Source organism: Chryseobacterium sp. HNCC26DJ241, assembly GCF_057180505.1.
Map to the genome: position 1 here is coordinate 1 of NZ_JBXUGL010000023.1, position 19,721 is coordinate 19,721.

Below are 19,721 nucleotides of genomic sequence, written 5' to 3' on the forward strand. Positions count from 1 at the left end.
ATCGGAAATCAAGATTTTAGTAGACAATTATTACAAATTTTAGCGGAAAATAATTATAAAGTTCCACAATATACCACAACAGATTATCCCGGCAAAAATAAAGGAATGCCTTTTAATTGGTGGAACGACAAAACATATCTTAAAAATAATATATTGTTAGGGTTTAATGCAAGTATAGAGGGTCCAAATGCTGCTGAACTCACAATGTGTGCACTATTTCCAAGTGCTGCTTTAGCAATTTATAGTAATAGAAGTACTGCTGAAAATACTACTTTTGCGGTCTTTCCTAGCGTACAAATGGCACACAATAATAAAGCTGATGCTTTTAGACATGCTTTCTTTAACGCATTAAATACAAGAGATGTTTTCACTCAAACTTCCACAAGTAACCTATTTGTCCCAGTTCCTGCTACTACAATTGTGCGGTTATTTGGAGAAGCTCATGAAAGTGAAGTTCCACAAAACTTGCTTTTAGAAAAACAAATGGATTTATTTAATAATCAAAAAGGAATCAATTTTTGCTCTAACTGTACTCCTCTTACTAATCCGACTGACATGATAAAAAATAGTATTATGTATATGGTGACAAATGGACAACTTAGACATATTTGGCCATTGAATCCAGATACAACTTTGACACCTACTTCAGCATTATATCCAACAAATCAACACTAAAATGTTTCATAAAGTCATTTCATACATTTTTATATTATCTATCATTTCATGTAATGGGCAGGAAAATATAGAAATATTGATTAATAACAATTCTAATCATAAAATAGATTCAATAGTTATTTCAAAGCAAAAAGGGATTAGACAATCATTGTCTTTAAAGAATATTTTTCCTAAAAAATCTGCAACTCTTGCTATAATGGTAAATACTTCAGAAATGTCTGATGAGGGTGTGTTTGGATTAGATTATTATATTAATAATGAGAAAAAAAAGGCCAATTGGGGAGGGCATGATTGGAGAAGTTTTGCAAGAAAAAAAGACACCATTAATGTTTACAATAATGGTGTAAGTTATGGGAAACAAATGCTAATAAAACCTCAAGAATTTACAATCTATTTGTATAATGAAGATAAAAATAAAAAACTGGATTCCATATTAGTAGATGACAAGAAACTTATAAGAATTACCGAATTATCACCTAGAAGTAAAGAAATAATTCTCAATTATCAGGTTTTCGAAAATGACCCGACATTGTCTATTATTTTCTCGGGTAAAGAATATAAGTATCAAATAAAAGATCGGAGCATATTTGATGATTGGAATAGTAATCAGTTTTTTTTATATTTCCATGATAATAAATTTACCACAGAATATAGCAAAAGCTGGCAACCTTTGGAATTTAATATTTCAATAGATAAAAATATTTCCGAAGATATTTTAAAAATAGAATCGAGTTGTAATTGTATTGAAAAAATATATTATAATAAAAATAATATAAACTTTAATATAATTTTAGATTACGATAAATTTATGAATAGTCCATTAATAAAAATAAAAACTGACAAAAAAATATATGAAAAAAAATATAATAAAGAGAAACTATTAGAGTCTGGTAATACTCAAATTTTGGATGATTTAAATTAAAGATTATTGAAAAGTGGTAAAAGATGGTATTAAACTTATTGTGACACTTGGCCAACTAGAATATCTATCACCAATAAATTATACAGGATATCAAAAAACAAATCCGCCAAGTCCTTTTTGGGACAATCCGAATACTTCTTTGCCAGGAGACGGACACCATGGAATATCTTCTAGTACTAAACCAATACCAACAAATCAATGAAAAAAAGATTAATTTTCATCGTACTAATTATTAGTTTTATATTAATAATATGGTACTTGCTTTTTAGAGCAAAAACACACGATATTACAGTATATAATGAATCAGGTATAACAATTGATTCTGTTGTGGTTTATACCGATAAAGAAATTAGTTTAAAAAATAGTAAGATTATTCCAAAAAAGATTAAAAAATTTGTTATAGATATTTCTGATTATAAAATTATGGGAAAAGAAGGTGCATTTTCAATAAAAATATATCAAGGAGATTATTACATTTTCTCGGCTTTTAATTATCATGATAGCTTGGGAATGTTACCTGAAAACAATATTTATGTTTATAAAGATTTTATTTCTGAAGGAAAAATGAAAAATCCAACTCCACCGACCTATAATGCACAAAGAAAATTTAAAATAAAGAAATAATTTTGAATTGTTCTTTACTTTATAAGCAAATATTAAAAAATGAAAAATACACTATCTATATTTTTTGTTTTCATTCTTATTTCCTGTACTCATTATAAAGAAGTGACAATCTCTGATGCTTCAAAAGATACTATTATCAACATTGAATCAGAAAATCAATATCCTAGTGTTATTGTTTTAAAGATAAAAGGAGAGATTGATGATACCTGTAAAGTTTTTGGAACCAAAATATTTGGAGATAATCTTGATAAAAAACTTTTTTATGATTCTTACAGCAAAAAAACACAAATAAGATATGAAGCATATAAAGCCAAAAAAGGAAAACTAAAAATACTTTATAGCTATGATTAAACAATGAGATAAATATTGCTAAAAAAATATACAATTGTAATATTAAAACTAAACCCCACAGATTTTTGTTGGGGTTTAATGATCTGGATTATAACCCAAAAGAGCAAAAATAGTGATCAGAAGATTGGCTTTTATTTTTTTTTCGGCTTCTGTAAGGTAATTTTCTTCCTTTCCTGGAACGTACAGTTCATAAAAATTTTTATTCCGTATCACAAAAAGAGCCGAACCTATAATAATGGTAAGAACATCTTCCGGTTTGGGCGCATTAGTAAAAACACCTGAAGCTACTCCTTTTTTGATGACATCGTCTATTTTGCTGGTGAAGGTATTATAAAAATCCATTAGCTCTTCTTTCAAATGTTCTGTATGACGAAGCTCTTGCGTCACAAATCCATGGAAATAACTAAAACGAAAAAGCTGCCCAACAACAAATTTTACAAGTTCCTTTATTTGCATTTCAGGTTTTCCTTCTTTAATGGTTTCGGCAAACTCTGCAAAACTTTCCCTTGTTTTCTGTACACGATATTGGTACAAATAAGACATCATTTTCTCCTTGGAACCAAAATAATATGAAATCATCGCCACATTGATCTTAGCCTGAGAAGAAATATCCCGAACAGAAGTTCCTTCAAAGCCTTTTTTAGCAATCAGCTTCTCTGCAACATCGAGGATATGAATTTGTTTTTCAGTAAATTTTTTTCTCATTAAAATCCGTATTGAAAGTAAAATTAACAAATTTTAAGAAATAAACAAACAAATGTTTAAAATATTCTTCATTTTTTGATACCTTTGGATATGCAATTATTTGATTTTCATCACCATCATTCTGAAAAATTCGGGATATATAATCTTCTTTTGAATGAAGGGACTCCTTCACATCTTTTTTCCTCAGGAATTCATCCAAAAGACATTGATGAAAACTTTGAACTTCTTTTTGAAAAAATTAAAAATAACTCTTTGTCGGAAAACTGTCTCGCAATTGGCGAATGTGGTTTGGACGGAATGATAAAAGTAGACCAGAAAATTCAGGAAAAGGTTTTTGAACAACATATTCTTTGGGCAAATGAAATCAAAAAACCTGTAATCATCCATTGTGTGAGAAAGTTTTCGGAACTTTTACAATTTAAAAAAATAGCAAAAATTCCGCTGATTATTCATGGATTCAATAAAAAGAAAAATATTGCCGAACAATTGCTGAATCATGGTTTTTATCTTTCTTTTGGAAAAGCGGTGCTTCAAAATGTATCTTTGCAGGAAATTGTACAAGATTTTCCTTTGGATAAACTATTTTTGGAAACTGATGATGCTGATTTTGACATTCAGGAATTGTATCAAAAAGTAGCTGAATTAAAGGCAATTTCCATAGAAAATCTTCATTCTCAAATTTTAAAGAACGTAGAAAATATTATCCGAATATGAGCAAAAAGTGGTTGGAAAGAACCGAACTTCTTATCAAAGAAAAAGGCATTGAAAGACTTCAGAATTCCAATATTTTGGTGGTTGGTTTAGGCGGAGTTGGTTCTTTTGCCGCAGAATTTTTAGCAAGAGCCGGAGTTGGAAAAATGACGATTGTAGACGGTGATACTGTTGATATTACCAACATAAACCGTCAGCTTCCTGCACTGCATTCCACAGTTGGAAAACATAAAGTGGAAATTGTGGGAGAAAGACTTTTGGACATTAATCCTGAATTGAATTTAACTCCAATCAATCAATTTCTAAATCCCGAAAATATGGAAGAAATTCTGGATTCTGAAAAGTTTGATTATGTCTTGGATTGTATTGATAGCGTAACTCCAAAATTAACGTTGATAAAAGCTGCTCGAAAACGAAAAATAAAAATTGTAAGTTCTATGGGAGCCGGCGGAAAAACCGATCCGAGTAAAGTAATGGTTCGTGATATCAGCAAAACGCACAATTGCTTTCTTGCCAAACAGGTTCGAAAAAGGCTGAAAAAAGAAAACATTCATAAAGGTTTCCGTTGTGTATATTCCAATGAGATCCAGAAAGAAGAAAGTCTGAAAATGACCGATGGAAGCAATTTTAAAAAATCGTTCTACGGAACTATCAGTTTTATTCCTGCAATTTTCGGATTGTATGCTGCTGCGGAAGTCATTAATTATCTTTTGAAAAACGATTAGCGACAAAAGATTTTCTGCATTTGCAATTTTCGGAAGAACAAAAAACAATAATATGTTTCCTTTTTCTTCTTTTAATTTGCTCTATTTTTGATATTTTCTTTGTTACTTTTGTGGTTAGTAAAAACTAAGAATCATTGATTAAATGAAACAATTCGGATATTCCAGAAACGAAAAATTAAAACAAAAAAAAGAAATTACCCTTCTTTTTGAAAAAGGGAAATGGCGGACATATGGAAAAATCCGAATGATAATTTTTAAAAATCCCTCTACTGAAAGTAATTCTGACCAACCTGTAAATCCCAAAATAGGAGTCTCAGTTTCTAAACGTTATTTTAAAAAAGCAACCGACAGAAACCGAATAAAACGCTTGCTAAGAGAATCATATCGCCTCAATAAAGATAAATTTAAAGAAACTTTCGGTGAAAATATTTTAGTAATGCTTTTCTGGAATTCTCCCGAAAAACCTCAAAACTATAAAGATATGGAAGCTGAATTTTTAAATCTCTGTAAATCAAAAAAATAAAAATTGTTTTTTTGCATAGTTTTTGTAAATTTAGCTTAATTAAAATTTTTCAAAATGCCTGAAGATATATCGTATTGGTCGTATGCACTAAGTGCATTCATCGGAATTGGTTTGGCGGCAGCTTCCGGATTTCGTGTTTTTCTCCCTATGTTTGCCGTGAGTCTGGCTTCGTATATGGGATGGATCAATCTTCCTGAAAATTTCCACTGGCTTTCCGGCATTCCAACTCTTATCACAACGGGAATTGCAATGATTGCAGAAATTTTAGCGTATTACATTCCTTATGTCGATCATCTTTTAGACACCATCAATATTCCGCTTGCAACAGTTGCCGGTTCGGTTTTATTTGCAAGCCAGTTTACCACAATGGATACATTTCCGCATTGGGCATTAGCTTTGATTGCGGGTGGTGGAACTGCAGCCGCAATAAGTTCGGGATTTGCCGGGACTAGAGCTGCTTCTACAGCAACAACCGGCGGTTTGGGAAATTCCATAGTAGCCACAACAGAAACAGCAGGAGCAGGAATCATGTCTATTTTGGCAATGGCAGCTCCGGTAATTGCAGCCATTGCTGCTATAATTCTCGTAATTATTGTGCTATTTTTAGGAAGGAAAATTTGGAATAAATTTCGGAAATACAATTCAGATGAAATTCCCGAAACGAAATTAGAATAAACAAAAAAACTTCCAAAATGGAAGTTTTTTTATTTGGTATTATTTGATCTTAATTCTTTGATTTTATTAATCTTTTCATCGAAAAAATCCGCTCTTTCTGGATGTTTTTCTTTTAAGGTTTCAAAAGCTTTTATTGCTTTAGAATACAGTTTTTGCGTAATATAAAGATTTGCAAGAGTTTCCGTCATCAAATGAGAGATGTCCCCAGCTTTTTCCTTTACCACATAGTTGGATTCTTCTTTAAGTTGCGAAATTTTCGGTTCCGTTTCGATGAATTTTTCAATAGCTTCATTTTTTATTTTTTCCGGAGATTTTGGAGTAAAACTTTTATCCGGCTGCTTTGTTCTGTCAATTTTCAACCAACTTTGCCATGTGTTGATAAACTGCGGAATATTACTTTGTGAAGACTGATCTTCTATAGAAGTTTGAATTTCATTTTCCGAAGTCTCGATTATTTCTTCCGATTTTGGTGTAATTGCAATAGAATCACTTAAAAAAGACACATTGAAAACCGGCCTGTCTTTTTCTGAATTCTCAATTTTTTCCTCCAGTTTAATCTCTTGTTTTTCAACAAATTTTTCAGAATTTTCTTCTTTTTTATTTAGTGTTGAATCCGGAATATTGGACTCAAAGTTCATTGGTTTCCAAGAAGATTGTGCTTGTTCTGCTTTTTGTTCGAAAATATCTGTTTGAACTTCTGATTTTATATTTTCTGAAATTTCAGATTTTTCAGGTTTTGATTCAGAAACTTGAGTGTTTTGTGATTCTTCAGGTTTCCCTTTTGGAAAAAAATCATGGGTTTCAACAAAATTAATTTCATGATTTTGTGGATGATCTTCTTCTAAATCTTCACTTTTAGGCTTTTTATTGGCCTTCATTTTAGCTTCTACTTCTGCTATCAACCGCTGCATTTCTTCTTCATGACGGCTCAATTGAGGCTTCGGAACTTCATATTTTTCTGCCAAAACATTTGACCTTAACTGAACTTCCGGCATGAATTCTTCCGTTCCGTGAAAACTCAATTCGGAACTATTTTCAATAATTTCTTTTTGGGATACAATATGCTCTTCTTCAATTATTGTTTCCTCTGAAAAACTTTCGGCATTTTCAGTTTCTTTAATCTCAGAACTTACCACTTCTTCTTTTTCAGAGTTTTGCAATTCAGTTTCGGAGAGATTTGGTTTTAGATGAATATTTGGTAAAAATTCGTCAAATCCATGAAAACTAAGCTCCATATCATCTCGCGGAGATATTTTTTCAGTCAGATTACTTTCATCAACAATTGTTTCCGTCGAAAAATTTTCTGCTTTTTTTGTTTCTGCAAATTCCTGATTTTGTTCAATTTTTTCGATATTTTCAGTCGATGCTTCAAAATTATTTTCCTTAGAAGTTACCAGAATTCCTGCTTCTTTTGTCGCTTCCAAATCAATTTTTTCAGCAGCGTTTTCGAGGAAGTTTTCTTCGCCTTCAAAAAGAATTCGATTCAATTCACCTTTTATATAAACAGGTTTTGGTGGATCATAGCTTTTACTTTCAACAGATTTTTTTAGATCAAATGTTGAAATTTTCTTGATCTCTTCTTTCGGTTCAGGAAGATCAATTATTTCCTTCGCATTTTCGGATTCTGAGACTTGGGATTCTATAATTTTTTCCTGTTTTTCTTTTATCTCATTTTTATTGATGAATTGATACAGGATTTTTTTATCAGTAGTATAAGCTGCTGTTTTGGAAAGCTCTTTCTGGTAATTTTCTGGATTGAATTTATGAATTCCGTAAAGATACAGCGCTCTGATATTCTGAACGTAGGGATAGTTTTTTATTTCCGATTCGAGAGTTTGCAAATCGTTTTCAGAAAATTGTTCAGGAGCTTTTATAAGTTCTAAAATTCGGGAATTCATCATTTTACCAATTGGCTACAATGTCGTTAAAAATTTTATTGATAATTCTTTCGTTTACAATTTTCACCTGTGATGCTTCAATCTGGCTTACATCTAAATCGCTACTGAAAGATGCTTCATCAGAATAAGAGCGATCAAAACTTTTATCCGGCTCTACTTTATTTTCATAATGCACTTTTACCGTGATGGTAAGTTTGTTTTGCGCAGCCTGAATGGTATTATTGTTCGTACTTGAGACTCCGCTGGAAATAGTTGTAGGCGAAATAGTGTAATCCGTAATTTCTCCTTCCAACAAAATATCAGGATTTTCTTTAGTTCCTTTTAAAGTAGTTCTTTGCAGAAAGCGATTCTGAATATCAATAGAAAATTGCTGTGCAAGATTCGGGTTATAAGCTGTATTATTTATAAAATCATTGATTTGAATTGTTTTAGTTTCGGGACTTAATGATGAACCCGTAAAACTATAACATGATTGCAAAAAAGCACCAATTCCCATCAAAAGAATAATGGAAGTGGTTTTAAAAATATGTGATTTCGATATTTTCATTATCAAAGTGTTTGCACTCCTATTTCTTTGATTTCGTCATAATCTATTTGCTGTACTGCATCTTCATAGGCGAAATAAGTACTGATATAGTAGTAAGGAAGTGTGGCAAAAAGACCAATATAGCATAAAATTACACCAAGCTGACCAAGAAAACTCGCAACTATTACAAAAAGCAAGATATTCCAAAAATTTCCCTTACTCATTACTTTGGACATATTCCAAGCTGTTTTAAAATCTTTCACATTTTTCAATGAAATTAATGCTGGAATATAAAATGCTTTCACCATAAAATAAAAAACTACCACCATAATTGCAAAAACATATAGCCCAAAGAAAATCCCAAATATTGGTGATGGCTCCTGAGAGTTACTCATAAAAGGAATCATAAAAATAACAGGAATGTAAATCGCAATGAACAATCCAACTAAAATAAGCTGTATTATGAGATAAGGCACAAAATCGTCAAAGTTAAAAATTTCGGAAACCTCAGCTTGTTCTCCTCTTACTTTTTTTCTACAATATTTATAGAAATTTCCAACTGCCAATAATCCACATAAAGGAATAAGAGACATCAAAAAAACCACTAACATTGCAACAACATTATTTCCAAAATCTTTTTTTAAGAAATCGAAACCTTTGCTTAAATAGTCATTAAACTTGAAATTAACAGGTTTAATGTTAAAAGTGTTTTCCATTTTCAGTCTTCTAAATTATATTGTTTTATTTTTCTATAAAGCGTTCTTTGAGAAATTCCCAATTCATCAGCTGCTTTATTTCTTCTTCCTTTATGTTTTTCCAAAGCCTTTACAATAAGATCTCTTTCATTATTTTGCAAAGAAAGAGATTCCGGTCTTGCTTCTTCCAATTCTATATCCTCTACATCATCATATTCATCAGCAGGATTAGTAATAATTGTTGGATTCTGAACTTTCGGCTCCTCAAAATACAGCAAAGAATTTGGATTAGAGACAGATTGATTTTCAGGAGTGTATATTCTATTAATTAAACTTTTTTCCTGATGGCTCAAATCTGCAGTTCCTCTGTTTTTTATCAGTTCCGAAGTTAAGGATTTTAAATCATTTATATCATTCCTCATATCAAAAAGGATTTTGTACATGATTTCCCTTTCAGAACCAAATTCGGAACTAGAATTACCGGAAGTATTTTTCTGAATGACAGCCGGAAGCTGAGTATTCATTGGAATATATTCCACTAATTTTACAGAATTAATTTCGCGGTTTTGTTCTACAACCGTCATTTGTTCCACCAAATTTCTCAATTGGCGGATATTCCCCGGAAAAGAATAATTTTCCAAATATTTAACTGCATCGTCAGTTAAAAACAATTCCGGCATTCTGTATTTTTCTGCAAAATCTATTGCAAATTTTCTGAACAAAAGATGAATATCTCCTTTTCTTTCACGCAAAGCCGGCATATCAATTTGAACGGTATTCAAACGATAATACAAATCTTCACGGAAACGACCATCTTCAATAGCTTTCATCATATTGACGTTGGTAGCAGCAACAATTCTTACATTGGTTTTCTGAATTTGAGATGAACCCACTTTCATAAATTCACCACTTTCCAAAACTCTTAACAAACGAACCTGAGTTTGCAAAGGCAATTCCCCAACTTCATCAAGGAAAATAGTTCCACCATCTGCAACTTCAAAATATCCTTTTCTGGTGGATGTGGCACCTGTAAAAGCTCCCTTTTCGTGGCCAAATAATTCAGAATCGATAGTTCCTTCCGGAATTGCTCCACAGTTTACAACGATATAAGGTTGATGTTTTCTTCTGGATTCAGCATGAATGATTTTCGGGATGTGTTCTTTACCTACACCCGATTCTCCAATAACAAGAACAGAAATATCTGTTGGTGCAACTTGTATTGCTTTTTCTATAGCTCGGTTCAGTACAGAATAATTTCCTATAATTCCGAAGCGATTTTTTATATTTTGTAGCTCGTTGCTCATAAATAAATTTTAAAGATTATTGATTTCATTTACAGTTCCTCAATCTGTTTTCTGTAAACTTTATTAAAATGATGGGTATAAGCATCCTTCATTATCTTTCCCTCATCATAAGTTTTTAAAGCCAAATTCTTTAAATCCAAATAATCCTTATTTCTAATTTTTGAAACTTTTGCCTTGAAATAAATGTTCTCAGCAAAATCATAAATTTTGCCTTGTTTTTCAAAATTTTCTAAGGCTTTGTCATAGTTTCCTACTTCAAAATAGATAGCTCCAAGTTGATAATAATCGTAAAGTCCGTTTACATAATTTTTTTGGACAAAAAGCTTTTCCAACAAATCAATTGCTTTATTTTTCTGATTTAGAGCGCTTAAACAAAATGCTTTTGCAACATAAAGATTGTAATCTCCATTTACAGAATTTCCAATATTGTTAGGATAATACTTTTCTAGCTCATTAAAATCTGAAATTGCTCCTTTGTAATCTCTCAGAAACTGATATTTACACCATCCTCTATATCCGAGATGCATTTTCGGATTGAGTTCTACGGCTTTATCGATCAATTTTTTCCAAGTAACAAAATCTCCTCTTTTAAGATAAGGAACCGCTTTTTCAAAATAAGCATAGTCGTAATTTGGGCAAATCTCAATAGCTTTATCAAAAGCTAACTGTGATAAAGAATACCCTTGTAGATCTCCCGCTTGATTAGAAATTTCACAGGCTTTTCTGCAATTTTCATCCTCAAAAATATTACAATTGACTTGTGAGTATAAATTTGAGTAAATAATAGCAAGGAGCAAACTAAGGTAATATTTCTGCAATTTTTCCATTTTCGATTTTATAAGTTAAATATTGGTAATAATCTGCTTTTCTTCCATCAAGTTCTTTAGGAATCCAGCCGTTTAATTTTTTAGTAAAAGAAAGAAGCTGGTCTGCTAATTCTTGATCAAGGTTTGTTTCTTTATAATCACTGTTCATTTGCTGAACTCTGAATAGTCCTGTTTTTCCCTCACAATTTACCACAAAACGAATTGTTATATAAGCATTTATATCCTTAGAAGAAGATAAATTTAATTTTTCTAATTCTCGAATAATTGCAATTTTCTCTCCTTTGTACTGAATTCCGGACGTGTTTCCGTAATAATATTGAATTCCATAATCTTTATCCTGACATTTTCTAAAATTTGAATCGTCCAGTTTTTTATCAAACGTAATATCTCCAACATGAGCAGAATATTTTGAAACAGTTGTTTTTTCGGATTGACAACTGAATAAAATTTGCAAAAGGAATAGCATGTAGGTTACTTTGTTCATAATTTTATTTTTCAAACTTTGTCAAAGATTTGAAACTTTACCAAAGCATTAAACCGTTTTCCCTAAAAGCGTGCCTTGTGTATTATCGTGTACAAAAACATCCACAATGTCACCAATTTTCTGCCCTTCTAATTTATCGAATACACAAACCGCATTTTGCGAGTTTCTTCCTTTCCATTGGTTTTCATTTTTCTTGGAAGTTCCTTCAATTAAAATTTGATGAACTCTACCAACATACGATTTCATGCGTTTTCTGGAAAGTTCTCCTTGCAAAGCGATCACTTCAGCCAAGCGCTTTTGTTTTACCTCAGCAGGAATATTATCTTCCATTTTTTTGTGAGCAGGAGTTCCCGGTCTTTCAGAATAGGCGAACATATATCCATAATCGTACTCCACTTCTCGCATCAAACTTAATGTGTCTTGATGGTCTTCTTCGGTTTCTCCACAAAATCCGACTATCATATCTTGAGAAAAGGCAATTTCCGGAACAATTTCTTTGGCTTTTTTAATTAATTCCAAATATTCTTCACGAGTATGTTGTCTATTCATAGCTTTAAGCATATTGTTGCTTCCGCTCTGAACAGGAAGATGAACGTATTTGCAAATATTTTCGTGTTTTGCCATTGTTCTGAAAACCTCCAAACTCATATCTTGAGGATTGGACGTAGAAAATCGGATTCTCATTTCAGGAACTGCATTTGCAACTAAATCAAGCAATTGTGAAAAATCTACAGCAGTAGCTTTCTGCATTTCGGTAGCTTTTACAAAATCTTTTTTTGGCCCACCTCCATACCAAAGATAAGAGTCTACATTTTGCCCCAAAAGTGTAATTTCTTTGTAGCCATTGTTCCAAAGATCTTTACATTCTTCAATAATGGAATGTGGATCTCGGCTTCTTTCTCTCCCTCTCGTAAATGGAACTACACAAAAAGTACACATATTATCACAACCTCTTGTAATGGTAACAAAAGCTGTAACGCCATTTCCACCTAAACGAACCGGATTGATGTCTGCATACGTTTCTTCTTTTGAAAGAATGACGTTGATAGCGTCTCTTCCGTCTTCGGTTTCTTTTAAAAGATTAGGCAAATCTCTGTAAGCATCAGGACCAACTACTAAATCTACCAATTGTTCTTCTTCTAAAAATTTGGTTTTCAAGCGTTCTGCCATACAACCAAGAACACCAACAGTAAGATTAGGCTTTTCGGATTTCAAATTTTTGAATTGAGAAAGACGCATTCTTACCGTTTGCTCTGCTTTTTCACGGATGGAACAGGTATTCAGCAAAATAAGGTCTGCTTCTTCTGCTTTCAAAGTTGTGTTATATCCTTGCTCGTTAAGAATGGAAGCAACTATTTCAGAATCAGAGAAATTCATCTGACAACCATAACTTTCCAAAAATAGCTTTTTAGAATTTTCCGGCTTTTCTGCAATAGCAAAAGCCTCTCCTTGTTTGGTCTCGTCTATATATTTTTCTTGCACAATAATTCGGTTTAAAATTCAATATTCAAAGTTTACAACTCTGAATTTTTAGAACTCAGAACTTTGAATAATTCGTTCGCAAAGATACAAAATATTGTGACAGAATGGCAGGAATTAGGTTGCTTAAACACAAGAATTATTGATCAAAATTTATGGATAACCTATAATTGCTTTCTACAGGAACTGAATTTCTAGTGGCAGGTTTCCATTTTTTCAATTTTTCCATTGCTTTTAATACATCATCTTTTATTCTGAAAAAAATAGGATGATTAATTCTCACATCTTTCATATTCCCATTCTTGGAAACTTTAAATAATACAACAATAGTTTCCCCTCTCAATTCCATCAAATAATTACTAAAAACAGGCTCTAGAATTTTCTGTAATCCAACATCAAAGGCGGCGTTTCCACCGGGATATTCTGCCTCTTTATAGTCCAATGTTAGAGATTCATCAATTTTTATGTCAAAAACTTCATGAGGAATTATTTTATAATTTGCAATTACCGGATATGATTTTCCTTTATGATGAATCGGTTCCCACCCATTTAAATATTTGAAAGTACTTCGTACAAAATCAAAGGCGCATTTATTTTTTTTGATGTTTATAGTATCAGAATCTTTTATAAACTTAATTGTATTATCGGGGTAAACTATCCATTTTGCAGTATATTCTTCGTCTTTATTTTTGCAGGGTTCTACGTTGTTTTCAATAGCTACTTGTTGTAATTCTTTTAGAAAATTCAATTCTCCTTTATTATAAAAATATTGTCCAGGAGGATATTGGTCATATATAACCGTTTCCTGCGAAAAAGCAAAAAAATTAAAAATCAGAAAAAATAGAATACTTATTTTTTTCATTTATAAATCTGAGCTAATAGAAGAAAAATTCATTTTCAACTTCATTTGAGAAGTAATAGGTTTTCCGTTGCATTTTGCAGGAGTCCAGTTTTTCTTGATTCTTCTTACCACATATTGCATATCATCAAAGAATATTCCGCTATTCTGAACTTTTGGTGCTCCTTCTACATCTATTACTCTTCCTTTTTCATCAATAGTAAGAGTAAAGGCAAATTCTCCGTTCAAAGTATAAAAATCCGAATTTAGAAAAGTATACATGTATTGCTTGAGCAAAGATTTGTAAGCTGAAACACCTCCCTCAAAACTTGCCGCAGAAAAATCTTTACATTCTTTTACGGAAATTTGAATAAATGGTTCTTTAATATCAATCTTCAAGAGATTTTTGTTGTTCTCAATGATGAAAGAATCATCTCGATCTTCGATATCGGTTTGTGCAAAAGAAACCGTAAACATCAGAACTCCTAAAAATAAAAATAGTGTTTTCATAAAATTTAGTCTTTATAGATAAATTTACAATAAGATATCATAAAGAAATTATTTTATTTTCTTAAAAAACTATAATACTTCTACCTGATTTCTTAGTAAATCTTCGAATTCATCCCTTTTTCGGATAAGATGTGCTTTTTTATCGAGATACATTACTTCCGCAGGTTTTAGTCTGGAGTTGAAATTAGAGCTCATTTCAAAACCATAAGCTCCTGCATTTCTAAATGCCAGAATATCTCCTTCACGAACTTCATTTATTTTTCTGTCCCAAGCAAAAGTATCGGTCTCGCAAATATTTCCGACTACAGTATAGATACGTTCCGGACCTTTTGGATTGGAAATGTTTTCAATAATATGATACGAATCGTAAAACATTGGACGAATCAGGTGATTAAATCCCGAATTCACACCTACAAAAACAGTTGCAGTTGTTTGTTTGATTACATTTGCTTTTACCAGAAGATAGCCACAGTTGCTTACCAAAAATTTTCCGGGTTCAAACCAAAGCTCAAATTTTTTCCCTGTTTCTTTAGAATAATCGGAAAGCGCTTTTTCCACTTTTTTTCCGAGAGATTTCACGTCTGTTTCCATTTCACCTTCTTGATACGGAACTTTGAAACCACTTCCCATATCCAAATATTTCAAATTTGGGAAATGTTCTGACAATTCGAACATAATTTCCAAACCTTGAAGAAAAACATCCGGATCTTTAATTTCGCTTCCTGTATGCATGTGAAGACCTTCTACATTCACACCAGTACTTTTCATGATTCTTTCAATATGACGAAGCTGATGGATGGAAATTCCAAATTTGGAATCGATGTGTCCCGTAGAAATTTTATAATTTCCTCCTGCAAAAATGTGCGGATTGATTCTCACAAAAATCGGATATGAATTCCCAAATTTATTCCCAAATTGCTCCAAAATCGAAATATTATCAATATTGATATGAACTTTCAAAGCCATTGCTTCTTCAATTTCTGCAAGATCAACACAATTGGGCGTGAACAAAATTCTGTCCGAAGAAAATCCGGCTTTGATTCCCAGCTTCACTTCATTAATGGAAACACAATCCAAATTAGCACCTAACTTATTGACGTACTTAAGAATATTGATATTTGTTAAAGCCTTTGCAGCATAAAAAAATTTGGTTTTTTTAGTGAATGAAGAAGTCAATTTTTCGTATTGTTCTTTTATACTTTCCACGTTGTACACATATACAGGCGTACCAAAATCTTCTGCAATTTTTAGCAATTCTTTGTTCGTCATTTTTATAGATTTTTTAATGCTATAGAATAAAGCATTTTGAGAACGCAAATGTAGGAATTTTTTTTAATTTTCTGGTAAATCCTGAATCTCAAAATCACCTCTTAAAAGCGCCAATTTCAAATCGTTCTGAAGATCGACAGTTGAAACAGGAATGCTTATTTTCAGTTTATTAATCTTAGATTTGGATTTAATTTGAGAGTAAAATTCGTAAAATCCAAAAGAGGTTAGTTTTCCGTTTTCAAGAATCAGAAAAACTTTTTCTCCTAAAATTCTTCCCGGTGCAGACCAGATTTCGTTTCGTTTTTTAAGATTAATCGTCTTTGTAAATTCTTTTATATCAGCATATTCCTCTTTTCCTTTGATGAAATTTACCGCTTTCAAACCTTGAGTAAAAGAACGGAATTTCAACAATGGTTTTTCTTCACTTTGAAGGCTGTTTTTCTCTACTCTATATTTTCCATTTTTGTAAAATAAACCGAAAGGAAGTTTTTCAATTTTTTTGATTCCTTTAGTTTTCATCAAAAGTTTTGCTACAATATCACTTCCTGCAAATTCATAATTAATCTGTTCGCACTGATCTTGGACAGCTTCCCAACGTTTTGATTTAGAATTGAATAACTTCTTTGCAAATTTATTAATATCATCTACAAAATCACTGAAAAGTATTTTTCCTTTTTCGTTTTGGAAATAGATGATTCCTCTTTCATTTGGCAAATCTTGAGTCAATTCCCGAACTTTATTGATGTAAGTTTTAGCATTTGTTTCTTCATGCTGAGCTTGGATTATTTCATTATTTTTATCCTTGATCATCAAAAGTTTGAATAGCTCTAAAGTAGCTCTTGCATCACCTGCAGCTCTGTGATGTTCTGTCAAAGGAATTCCGAGAGATTTTACCAATTTTCCTAATGAATAGCTTTCTGCTTCGGGAATCAGTTTTTGCGCTAACGGAATGGTATCTAAAGTATTGATTTTAAAATCGTAACCAAGTCGTTTGAACGATTGGCGAAGCATCCGATAATCGAACTCAATGTTGTGTCCAATTAAGGTTGTTCCATCTGTAATTTCGACAATTCTTTTAGCAATTTCATGAAATTTGGGTGCGGTTTTCACCATTTTTGTGGTAATTCCTGTTAATTTCTGTACAAAAGCAGTGATTTCACTTTCTGGATTTACTAAAGAAATGAACTGATCTGTAATTTCATGACCGTTGTATTGAAAAATAGCAATATCAATAATGCTTTCTTTTCTATAACCCGCTCCATTGCTTTCTATGTCGATTATTGTGTACATTATTTCTTTAGAAAAAAATTTAGCTGTAAATTTAGTATTTTAAAGATTATATTAATAAGGCTTGTGCAAAGTTGTGCACAAGCCTTTATTTTATAAGCCCAAAAGTTTTTTTACTTGTGACTATCTTTAGTCTGATAGAGACAAGGTTTTATTTTGTTGAGCCATCGTTTTATTCGATTAAGCCATTGCTTTGTTCGATTGAGCCATTGTCTTGTTTGATAATAACATAGATTTGTCCGAACGAGACTTTATTTTTTTGGATTATCTCCTTTTGAATTTTATTTTTGCGATTGCTTTGTATTGTGCAGAGTTGGTATCAAGAATTGTAAATATATAATCTTTGGCTTTATAGGCAATGTCTACAAGGTTATCTTCGGAGTTATATAGTGTTGCATTTCTCATACTTCGGGCATTGTTAAGTGGAATAAAGGCATCTGCAACGGCTTGAGTTTTTGCGAGCATTTGTGCTTTTTTCTGCTGATACGTTTCAACCTTATATTCTTCTTCATTTGGATTGTAGTCCGGCGTGTTTTGTAAAATCGCAATGAGAGCATCCATATTGTTGGTACGCTGATCGTAACTCAATTGTGATATTGAGTAACCGGTTTGTGTTTGCTCCGGATCGGTGGGTGTTTCTACCGGTGTTTTTCTTACTCCTTTTAGTTTACGAACAATAGTCATAAAATCTTCTAACTGTGCTTGCGTAACATTTTCAGTAGCCTTGTATGCTTTACGGAGTTTTGTAAGATCACGATTGAGTGGCTTGAAAACAGCTTCTCTTTCGTTAACAGCAGTAGAATAAGGTGCAAGTAGATTGTTTACATTTTCCTGTTGGGTGAAAGCTGTATTATATATGTTTTGTAAATTGGAAAGTAGAATTTTTGTATTAGTCGGGTTGTATAAGTCGCCTAATGCTATGATGTTCGTGATAAGCAGATTAAGATTTGCAATATTTTTTGCGTGCCCTACTTCGCTTGTTGATGCCATATTGTTGTTTATTTATTTTGAAGTTTTTCTAAATTTTCTATTTTTTCTTTTAATGTTTCTATTTCCTTTTTTAGAAGATTGATGTAATCCTGTTGATTTTCTAAAACAAATTCTGGAATATTGCAATAGTTGTTGTTGCTTCCAATATTGTAGCTACTATTACCCGTTACATTTTCAAAATGTTGAGAAATTACTTTTTCATCACCATCTTCTTTTATATCTTCTACTTCTACATTTAGAAGTTTTGCTATTTTTTCCCATTCTTCATCTGTAACTGGTATGCTTCCGTTTTCTTTACGAGAATATCTTGTTTGATTAATATTTAGATATTTTGCAACATCTTGTTGTGAAAAATTTTTGTCTGTACGTACTGTTTTTAATTTTTCTTTTATCATAATATTTTTTTACAAATATAAACTTATTCATACTTATTCGCATAACTTTGAATAAAAAATATTTTTCATATTAAATTGAATTCTATTAAGTTTGTTTCAAGTTTTTCGAAAAACGCTAAATAAACTTACATTAATTTTTTAAAAAACAATTCATTTATGAAGAAAACAGTTTTATTAATTTTACTTTTTATAATTGGAATTATATACTCTTGTAATTCGGAGGACAATACAAGTAATTCTCAAACTTTAACAAAGAATAATATTTTTTCGGAAAATGCTAAATTTTCGCACGTTACAGGATATTTAAATTTCACAAACGGTGGAAAATTAAACTTTTCATCTGATCAAATTAATAATTTATTAATGCAATGTTCCATTGATATAAACCAATTTCAAGAAATCAAAGACATAGTCATTTATACAACTGGAAGTGAAAATAATACATCAAGCGTTAATATTAATAAACTTGAAGGAATTTCTATATATGCTGTAAAAAATGGAATCTTAAATCATTCTTTTTATAAAAAGATCAATGATGCATTTTTAAATGTTCCCGAGTTATCTCATAATTGTAGAAATATTACATATGCAAATACTGTTTTTATTATTTCAAAAACAAAAATCAAAGAAAAAGGACTGTCTGTTTATTTGATAAAGAATCCAAGTTCTTACAAAGATTCTGAAATACAAACGTCTAAAGAATTTGATGACTATATTAATCTGTATTATGGTGAGCAAATCAAGTTGAATAATAAATTGAGTCAGGAAGAGATTAATTTTTTAGTATCTAATATAGCACCTAGAGGTCAATGTGGGCTTTGCGGAAATTTAAGAGGTTCATGCGATTTAGGTGCTGGTTTATGTGATCCTCCACTTTGTCAATCGAATTTTACAAAAAATACTTTGGAAGAAAGTAATAATAGTTTATCTGCAAATATAGATTTGAATAAAATTTATCCTGTAAGAGATAATATTTTAGAAAACTCTCTTTTTGGACTTAAGTATGAAAATTATTACTATGATACTAGCTTTGGTGATTTAGATATAACATTATCAGAAGCAATTTCAATAGCAGAAATTTTGCCTCAAATTTATTCAATTTATAATAGTATTGCTAATAATGAAGGACAGAAAATTGCTATTGATGATGAATTACGGTTAAAAATATTTCAAATAATAGATTCAATAAAGAATCATAACCAAAGTAATACAAATTTTATTAAGATTTTGGATGATATAAAAGATGACACAAATTTTTTAACTAACAAAACAATAAGTGAAATTAACAATATTATATATTAAAGATCT

General features: G+C 31.3%; 23 protein-coding genes. 9 read left to right on the forward strand and 14 right to left on the reverse strand.

All coding sequences use genetic code 11. The features are described 5' to 3' along the window. From AC2A1C_RS11150 to AC2A1C_RS11165, 4 genes are all read left to right on the forward strand, one after another. The coding region (locus AC2A1C_RS11150; RefSeq protein ID WP_484025791.1) for a DUF6973 domain-containing protein at nt 1–675 on the forward strand (675 nt) is incomplete at its 5' end. 1 nt (nt 676) lies between these two features. Continuing rightward, complete coding sequence (locus AC2A1C_RS11155) at nt 677–1,597, forward strand: hypothetical protein (protein WP_484025792.1); 921 nt, start codon at nt 677–679, stop codon at nt 1,595–1,597. Between the two features lie 198 nt (nt 1,598–1,795). After that, nucleotides 1,796–2,221: a hypothetical protein gene (locus AC2A1C_RS11160; RefSeq protein WP_484025793.1), complete on the forward strand. Its 426-nt coding sequence runs from the start codon at nt 1,796–1,798 to the stop codon at nt 2,219–2,221. Nucleotides 2,222–2,260: 39 nt separating this feature from the next. Then, nucleotides 2,261–2,572, forward strand: coding sequence for a hypothetical protein (locus AC2A1C_RS11165; protein WP_484025794.1), 312 nt, complete (start codon nt 2,261–2,263; stop codon nt 2,570–2,572). 75 nt (nt 2,573–2,647) lie between these two features. Here the strand turns inward: AC2A1C_RS11165 and AC2A1C_RS11170 are convergent, their stop codons facing one another. Beyond that, entirely contained in the window at nt 2,648–3,277 is a 630-nt protein-coding gene (locus tag AC2A1C_RS11170; RefSeq protein WP_484025795.1) for a TetR/AcrR family transcriptional regulator, read from the reverse strand. 90 nt (nt 3,278–3,367) lie between these two features. On the opposite strand from AC2A1C_RS11170, the gene AC2A1C_RS11175 reads away from it, so the two are divergent. From AC2A1C_RS11175 to AC2A1C_RS11190, 4 genes are all read left to right on the forward strand, one after another. Beyond that, on the forward strand, nt 3,368–3,991 hold the full coding sequence (locus tag AC2A1C_RS11175; protein ID WP_484025796.1) for a TatD family hydrolase: 624 nt from the start codon (nt 3,368–3,370) through the stop codon (nt 3,989–3,991). Then, nucleotides 3,988–4,713, forward strand: coding sequence for a tRNA threonylcarbamoyladenosine dehydratase (locus AC2A1C_RS11180; protein WP_484025797.1), 726 nt, complete (start codon nt 3,988–3,990; stop codon nt 4,711–4,713). Before AC2A1C_RS11175 ends, AC2A1C_RS11180 begins: the two co-directional genes overlap by 4 nt. Before the next feature lie 142 nt (nt 4,714–4,855). After that, nucleotides 4,856–5,236, forward strand: coding sequence for a ribonuclease P protein component (rnpA, locus tag AC2A1C_RS11185; RefSeq protein WP_484025798.1), 381 nt, complete (start codon nt 4,856–4,858; stop codon nt 5,234–5,236). A 54-nt stretch (nt 5,237–5,290) separates the two neighbouring features. Further along, on the forward strand, nt 5,291–5,911 hold the full coding sequence (locus AC2A1C_RS11190) for a DUF4126 domain-containing protein (RefSeq protein WP_484025799.1): 621 nt from the start codon (nt 5,291–5,293) through the stop codon (nt 5,909–5,911). 29 nt (nt 5,912–5,940) lie between these two features. Here AC2A1C_RS11190 and AC2A1C_RS11195 read toward each other — a convergent pair whose 3' ends face one another. The 13 genes from AC2A1C_RS11195 to AC2A1C_RS11255 all read right to left on the reverse strand — a co-directional run bounded on the left by AC2A1C_RS11195 (nt 5,941) and on the right by AC2A1C_RS11255 (nt 18,413). Then, a complete protein-coding gene (locus tag AC2A1C_RS11195; RefSeq protein WP_484025800.1) occupies nt 5,941–7,812 on the reverse strand; it encodes a hypothetical protein in 1,872 nt (623 codons plus the stop codon). A gap of 1 nt (nt 7,813) precedes the next feature. Then, nucleotides 7,814–8,305: an LptE family protein gene (locus AC2A1C_RS11200; protein WP_484025840.1), complete on the reverse strand. Its 492-nt coding sequence runs from the start codon at nt 8,303–8,305 to the stop codon at nt 7,814–7,816. Between the two features lie 53 nt (nt 8,306–8,358). Beyond that, nucleotides 8,359–9,051 (reverse strand): DUF4013 domain-containing protein, encoded by a 693-nt coding sequence (locus AC2A1C_RS11205; protein ID WP_484025801.1) that lies wholly within the window; start codon nt 9,049–9,051, stop codon nt 8,359–8,361. Between the two features lie 2 nt (nt 9,052–9,053). After that, entirely contained in the window at nt 9,054–10,334 is a 1,281-nt protein-coding gene (locus AC2A1C_RS11210) for a sigma-54 interaction domain-containing protein (RefSeq protein ID WP_484025802.1), read from the reverse strand. Between the two features lie 29 nt (nt 10,335–10,363). Next, on the reverse strand, nt 10,364–11,161 hold the full coding sequence (locus AC2A1C_RS11215) for a tetratricopeptide repeat protein (protein WP_484025803.1): 798 nt from the start codon (nt 11,159–11,161) through the stop codon (nt 10,364–10,366). Further along, complete coding sequence (locus tag AC2A1C_RS11220) at nt 11,133–11,645, reverse strand: hypothetical protein (RefSeq protein WP_484025804.1); 513 nt, start codon at nt 11,643–11,645, stop codon at nt 11,133–11,135. The genes AC2A1C_RS11215 and AC2A1C_RS11220 overlap by 29 nt, the downstream gene beginning before the upstream one ends. Before the next feature lie 48 nt (nt 11,646–11,693). Next, nucleotides 11,694–13,127, reverse strand: coding sequence for a tRNA (N6-isopentenyl adenosine(37)-C2)-methylthiotransferase MiaB (gene miaB, locus AC2A1C_RS11225; protein WP_484025805.1), 1,434 nt, complete (start codon nt 13,125–13,127; stop codon nt 11,694–11,696). A gap of 136 nt (nt 13,128–13,263) precedes the next feature. Further along, nucleotides 13,264–13,986, reverse strand: a complete 723-nt coding sequence (locus AC2A1C_RS11230) for an energy transducer TonB (protein ID WP_484025806.1) — start codon at nt 13,984–13,986, stop codon at nt 13,264–13,266. Further along, nucleotides 13,987–14,472, reverse strand: a complete 486-nt coding sequence (locus AC2A1C_RS11235) for an energy transducer TonB (RefSeq protein ID WP_484025807.1) — start codon at nt 14,470–14,472, stop codon at nt 13,987–13,989. Between the two features lie 69 nt (nt 14,473–14,541). Further along, the gene (gene lysA / locus AC2A1C_RS11240; protein WP_484025808.1) at nt 14,542–15,741 is read right to left on the reverse strand and encodes a diaminopimelate decarboxylase; all 1,200 of its coding nucleotides are present in this window, start codon (nt 15,739–15,741) and stop codon (nt 14,542–14,544) included. 63 nt (nt 15,742–15,804) lie between these two features. Further along, nucleotides 15,805–17,031: a 3'-5' exonuclease gene (locus AC2A1C_RS11245; RefSeq protein ID WP_484025809.1), complete on the reverse strand. Its 1,227-nt coding sequence runs from the start codon at nt 17,029–17,031 to the stop codon at nt 15,805–15,807. A gap of 261 nt (nt 17,032–17,292) precedes the next feature. Then, a complete protein-coding gene (locus AC2A1C_RS11250; protein ID WP_484025810.1) occupies nt 17,293–18,018 on the reverse strand; it encodes a hypothetical protein in 726 nt (241 codons plus the stop codon). 8 nt (nt 18,019–18,026) lie between these two features. Next, nucleotides 18,027–18,413 carry a helix-turn-helix transcriptional regulator gene (locus AC2A1C_RS11255; protein WP_484025811.1) on the reverse strand — a complete coding sequence of 129 codons (387 nt, stop codon included), beginning with the start codon at nt 18,411–18,413 and terminating at the stop codon, nt 18,027–18,029. A 156-nt stretch (nt 18,414–18,569) separates the two neighbouring features. On the opposite strand from AC2A1C_RS11255, the gene AC2A1C_RS11260 reads away from it, so the two are divergent. Continuing rightward, a complete protein-coding gene (locus tag AC2A1C_RS11260) occupies nt 18,570–19,715 on the forward strand; it encodes a hypothetical protein (protein ID WP_484025812.1) in 1,146 nt (381 codons plus the stop codon). Nucleotides 19,716–19,721 lie beyond the last annotated feature (6 nt).

What these genes read in the sequence shown, in the direction of transcription:
- AC2A1C_RS11155 (WP_484025792.1), top strand. Translation starts at nt 677, where the DNA reads ATGTTTCATAAAGTCATTTCATACATTTTTATATTATCTATCATTTCA.
- AC2A1C_RS11160 (WP_484025793.1), top strand. Translation starts at nt 1,796, where the DNA reads ATGAAAAAAAGATTAATTTTCATCGTACTAATTATTAGTTTTATATTA.
- AC2A1C_RS11165 (WP_484025794.1), top strand. Translation starts at nt 2,261, where the DNA reads ATGAAAAATACACTATCTATATTTTTTGTTTTCATTCTTATTTCCTGT.
- AC2A1C_RS11170 (WP_484025795.1), bottom strand. Translation starts at nt 3,277, where the DNA reads ATGAGAAAAAAATTTACTGAAAAACAAATTCATATCCTCGATGTTGCA.
- AC2A1C_RS11175 (WP_484025796.1), top strand. Translation starts at nt 3,368, where the DNA reads ATGCAATTATTTGATTTTCATCACCATCATTCTGAAAAATTCGGGATA.
- AC2A1C_RS11180 (WP_484025797.1), top strand. Translation starts at nt 3,988, where the DNA reads ATGAGCAAAAAGTGGTTGGAAAGAACCGAACTTCTTATCAAAGAAAAA.
- rnpA (WP_484025798.1), top strand. Translation starts at nt 4,856, where the DNA reads ATGAAACAATTCGGATATTCCAGAAACGAAAAATTAAAACAAAAAAAA.
- AC2A1C_RS11190 (WP_484025799.1), top strand. Translation starts at nt 5,291, where the DNA reads ATGCCTGAAGATATATCGTATTGGTCGTATGCACTAAGTGCATTCATC.
- AC2A1C_RS11195 (WP_484025800.1), bottom strand. Translation starts at nt 7,812, where the DNA reads ATGATGAATTCCCGAATTTTAGAACTTATAAAAGCTCCTGAACAATTT.
- AC2A1C_RS11200 (WP_484025840.1), bottom strand. Translation starts at nt 8,305, where the DNA reads ATGGGAATTGGTGCTTTTTTGCAATCATGTTATAGTTTTACGGGTTCA.
- AC2A1C_RS11205 (WP_484025801.1), bottom strand. Translation starts at nt 9,051, where the DNA reads ATGGAAAACACTTTTAACATTAAACCTGTTAATTTCAAGTTTAATGAC.
- AC2A1C_RS11210 (WP_484025802.1), bottom strand. Translation starts at nt 10,334, where the DNA reads ATGAGCAACGAGCTACAAAATATAAAAAATCGCTTCGGAATTATAGGA.
- AC2A1C_RS11215 (WP_484025803.1), bottom strand. Translation starts at nt 11,161, where the DNA reads ATGGAAAAATTGCAGAAATATTACCTTAGTTTGCTCCTTGCTATTATT.
- AC2A1C_RS11220 (WP_484025804.1), bottom strand. Translation starts at nt 11,645, where the DNA reads ATGAACAAAGTAACCTACATGCTATTCCTTTTGCAAATTTTATTCAGT.
- AC2A1C_RS11230 (WP_484025806.1), bottom strand. Translation starts at nt 13,986, where the DNA reads ATGAAAAAAATAAGTATTCTATTTTTTCTGATTTTTAATTTTTTTGCT.
- AC2A1C_RS11235 (WP_484025807.1), bottom strand. Translation starts at nt 14,472, where the DNA reads ATGAAAACACTATTTTTATTTTTAGGAGTTCTGATGTTTACGGTTTCT.
- lysA (WP_484025808.1), bottom strand. Translation starts at nt 15,741, where the DNA reads ATGACGAACAAAGAATTGCTAAAAATTGCAGAAGATTTTGGTACGCCT.
- AC2A1C_RS11245 (WP_484025809.1), bottom strand. Translation starts at nt 17,031, where the DNA reads ATGTACACAATAATCGACATAGAAAGCAATGGAGCGGGTTATAGAAAA.
- AC2A1C_RS11250 (WP_484025810.1), bottom strand. Translation starts at nt 18,018, where the DNA reads ATGGCATCAACAAGCGAAGTAGGGCACGCAAAAAATATTGCAAATCTT.
- AC2A1C_RS11255 (WP_484025811.1), bottom strand. Translation starts at nt 18,413, where the DNA reads ATGATAAAAGAAAAATTAAAAACAGTACGTACAGACAAAAATTTTTCA.
- AC2A1C_RS11260 (WP_484025812.1), top strand. Translation starts at nt 18,570, where the DNA reads ATGAAGAAAACAGTTTTATTAATTTTACTTTTTATAATTGGAATTATA.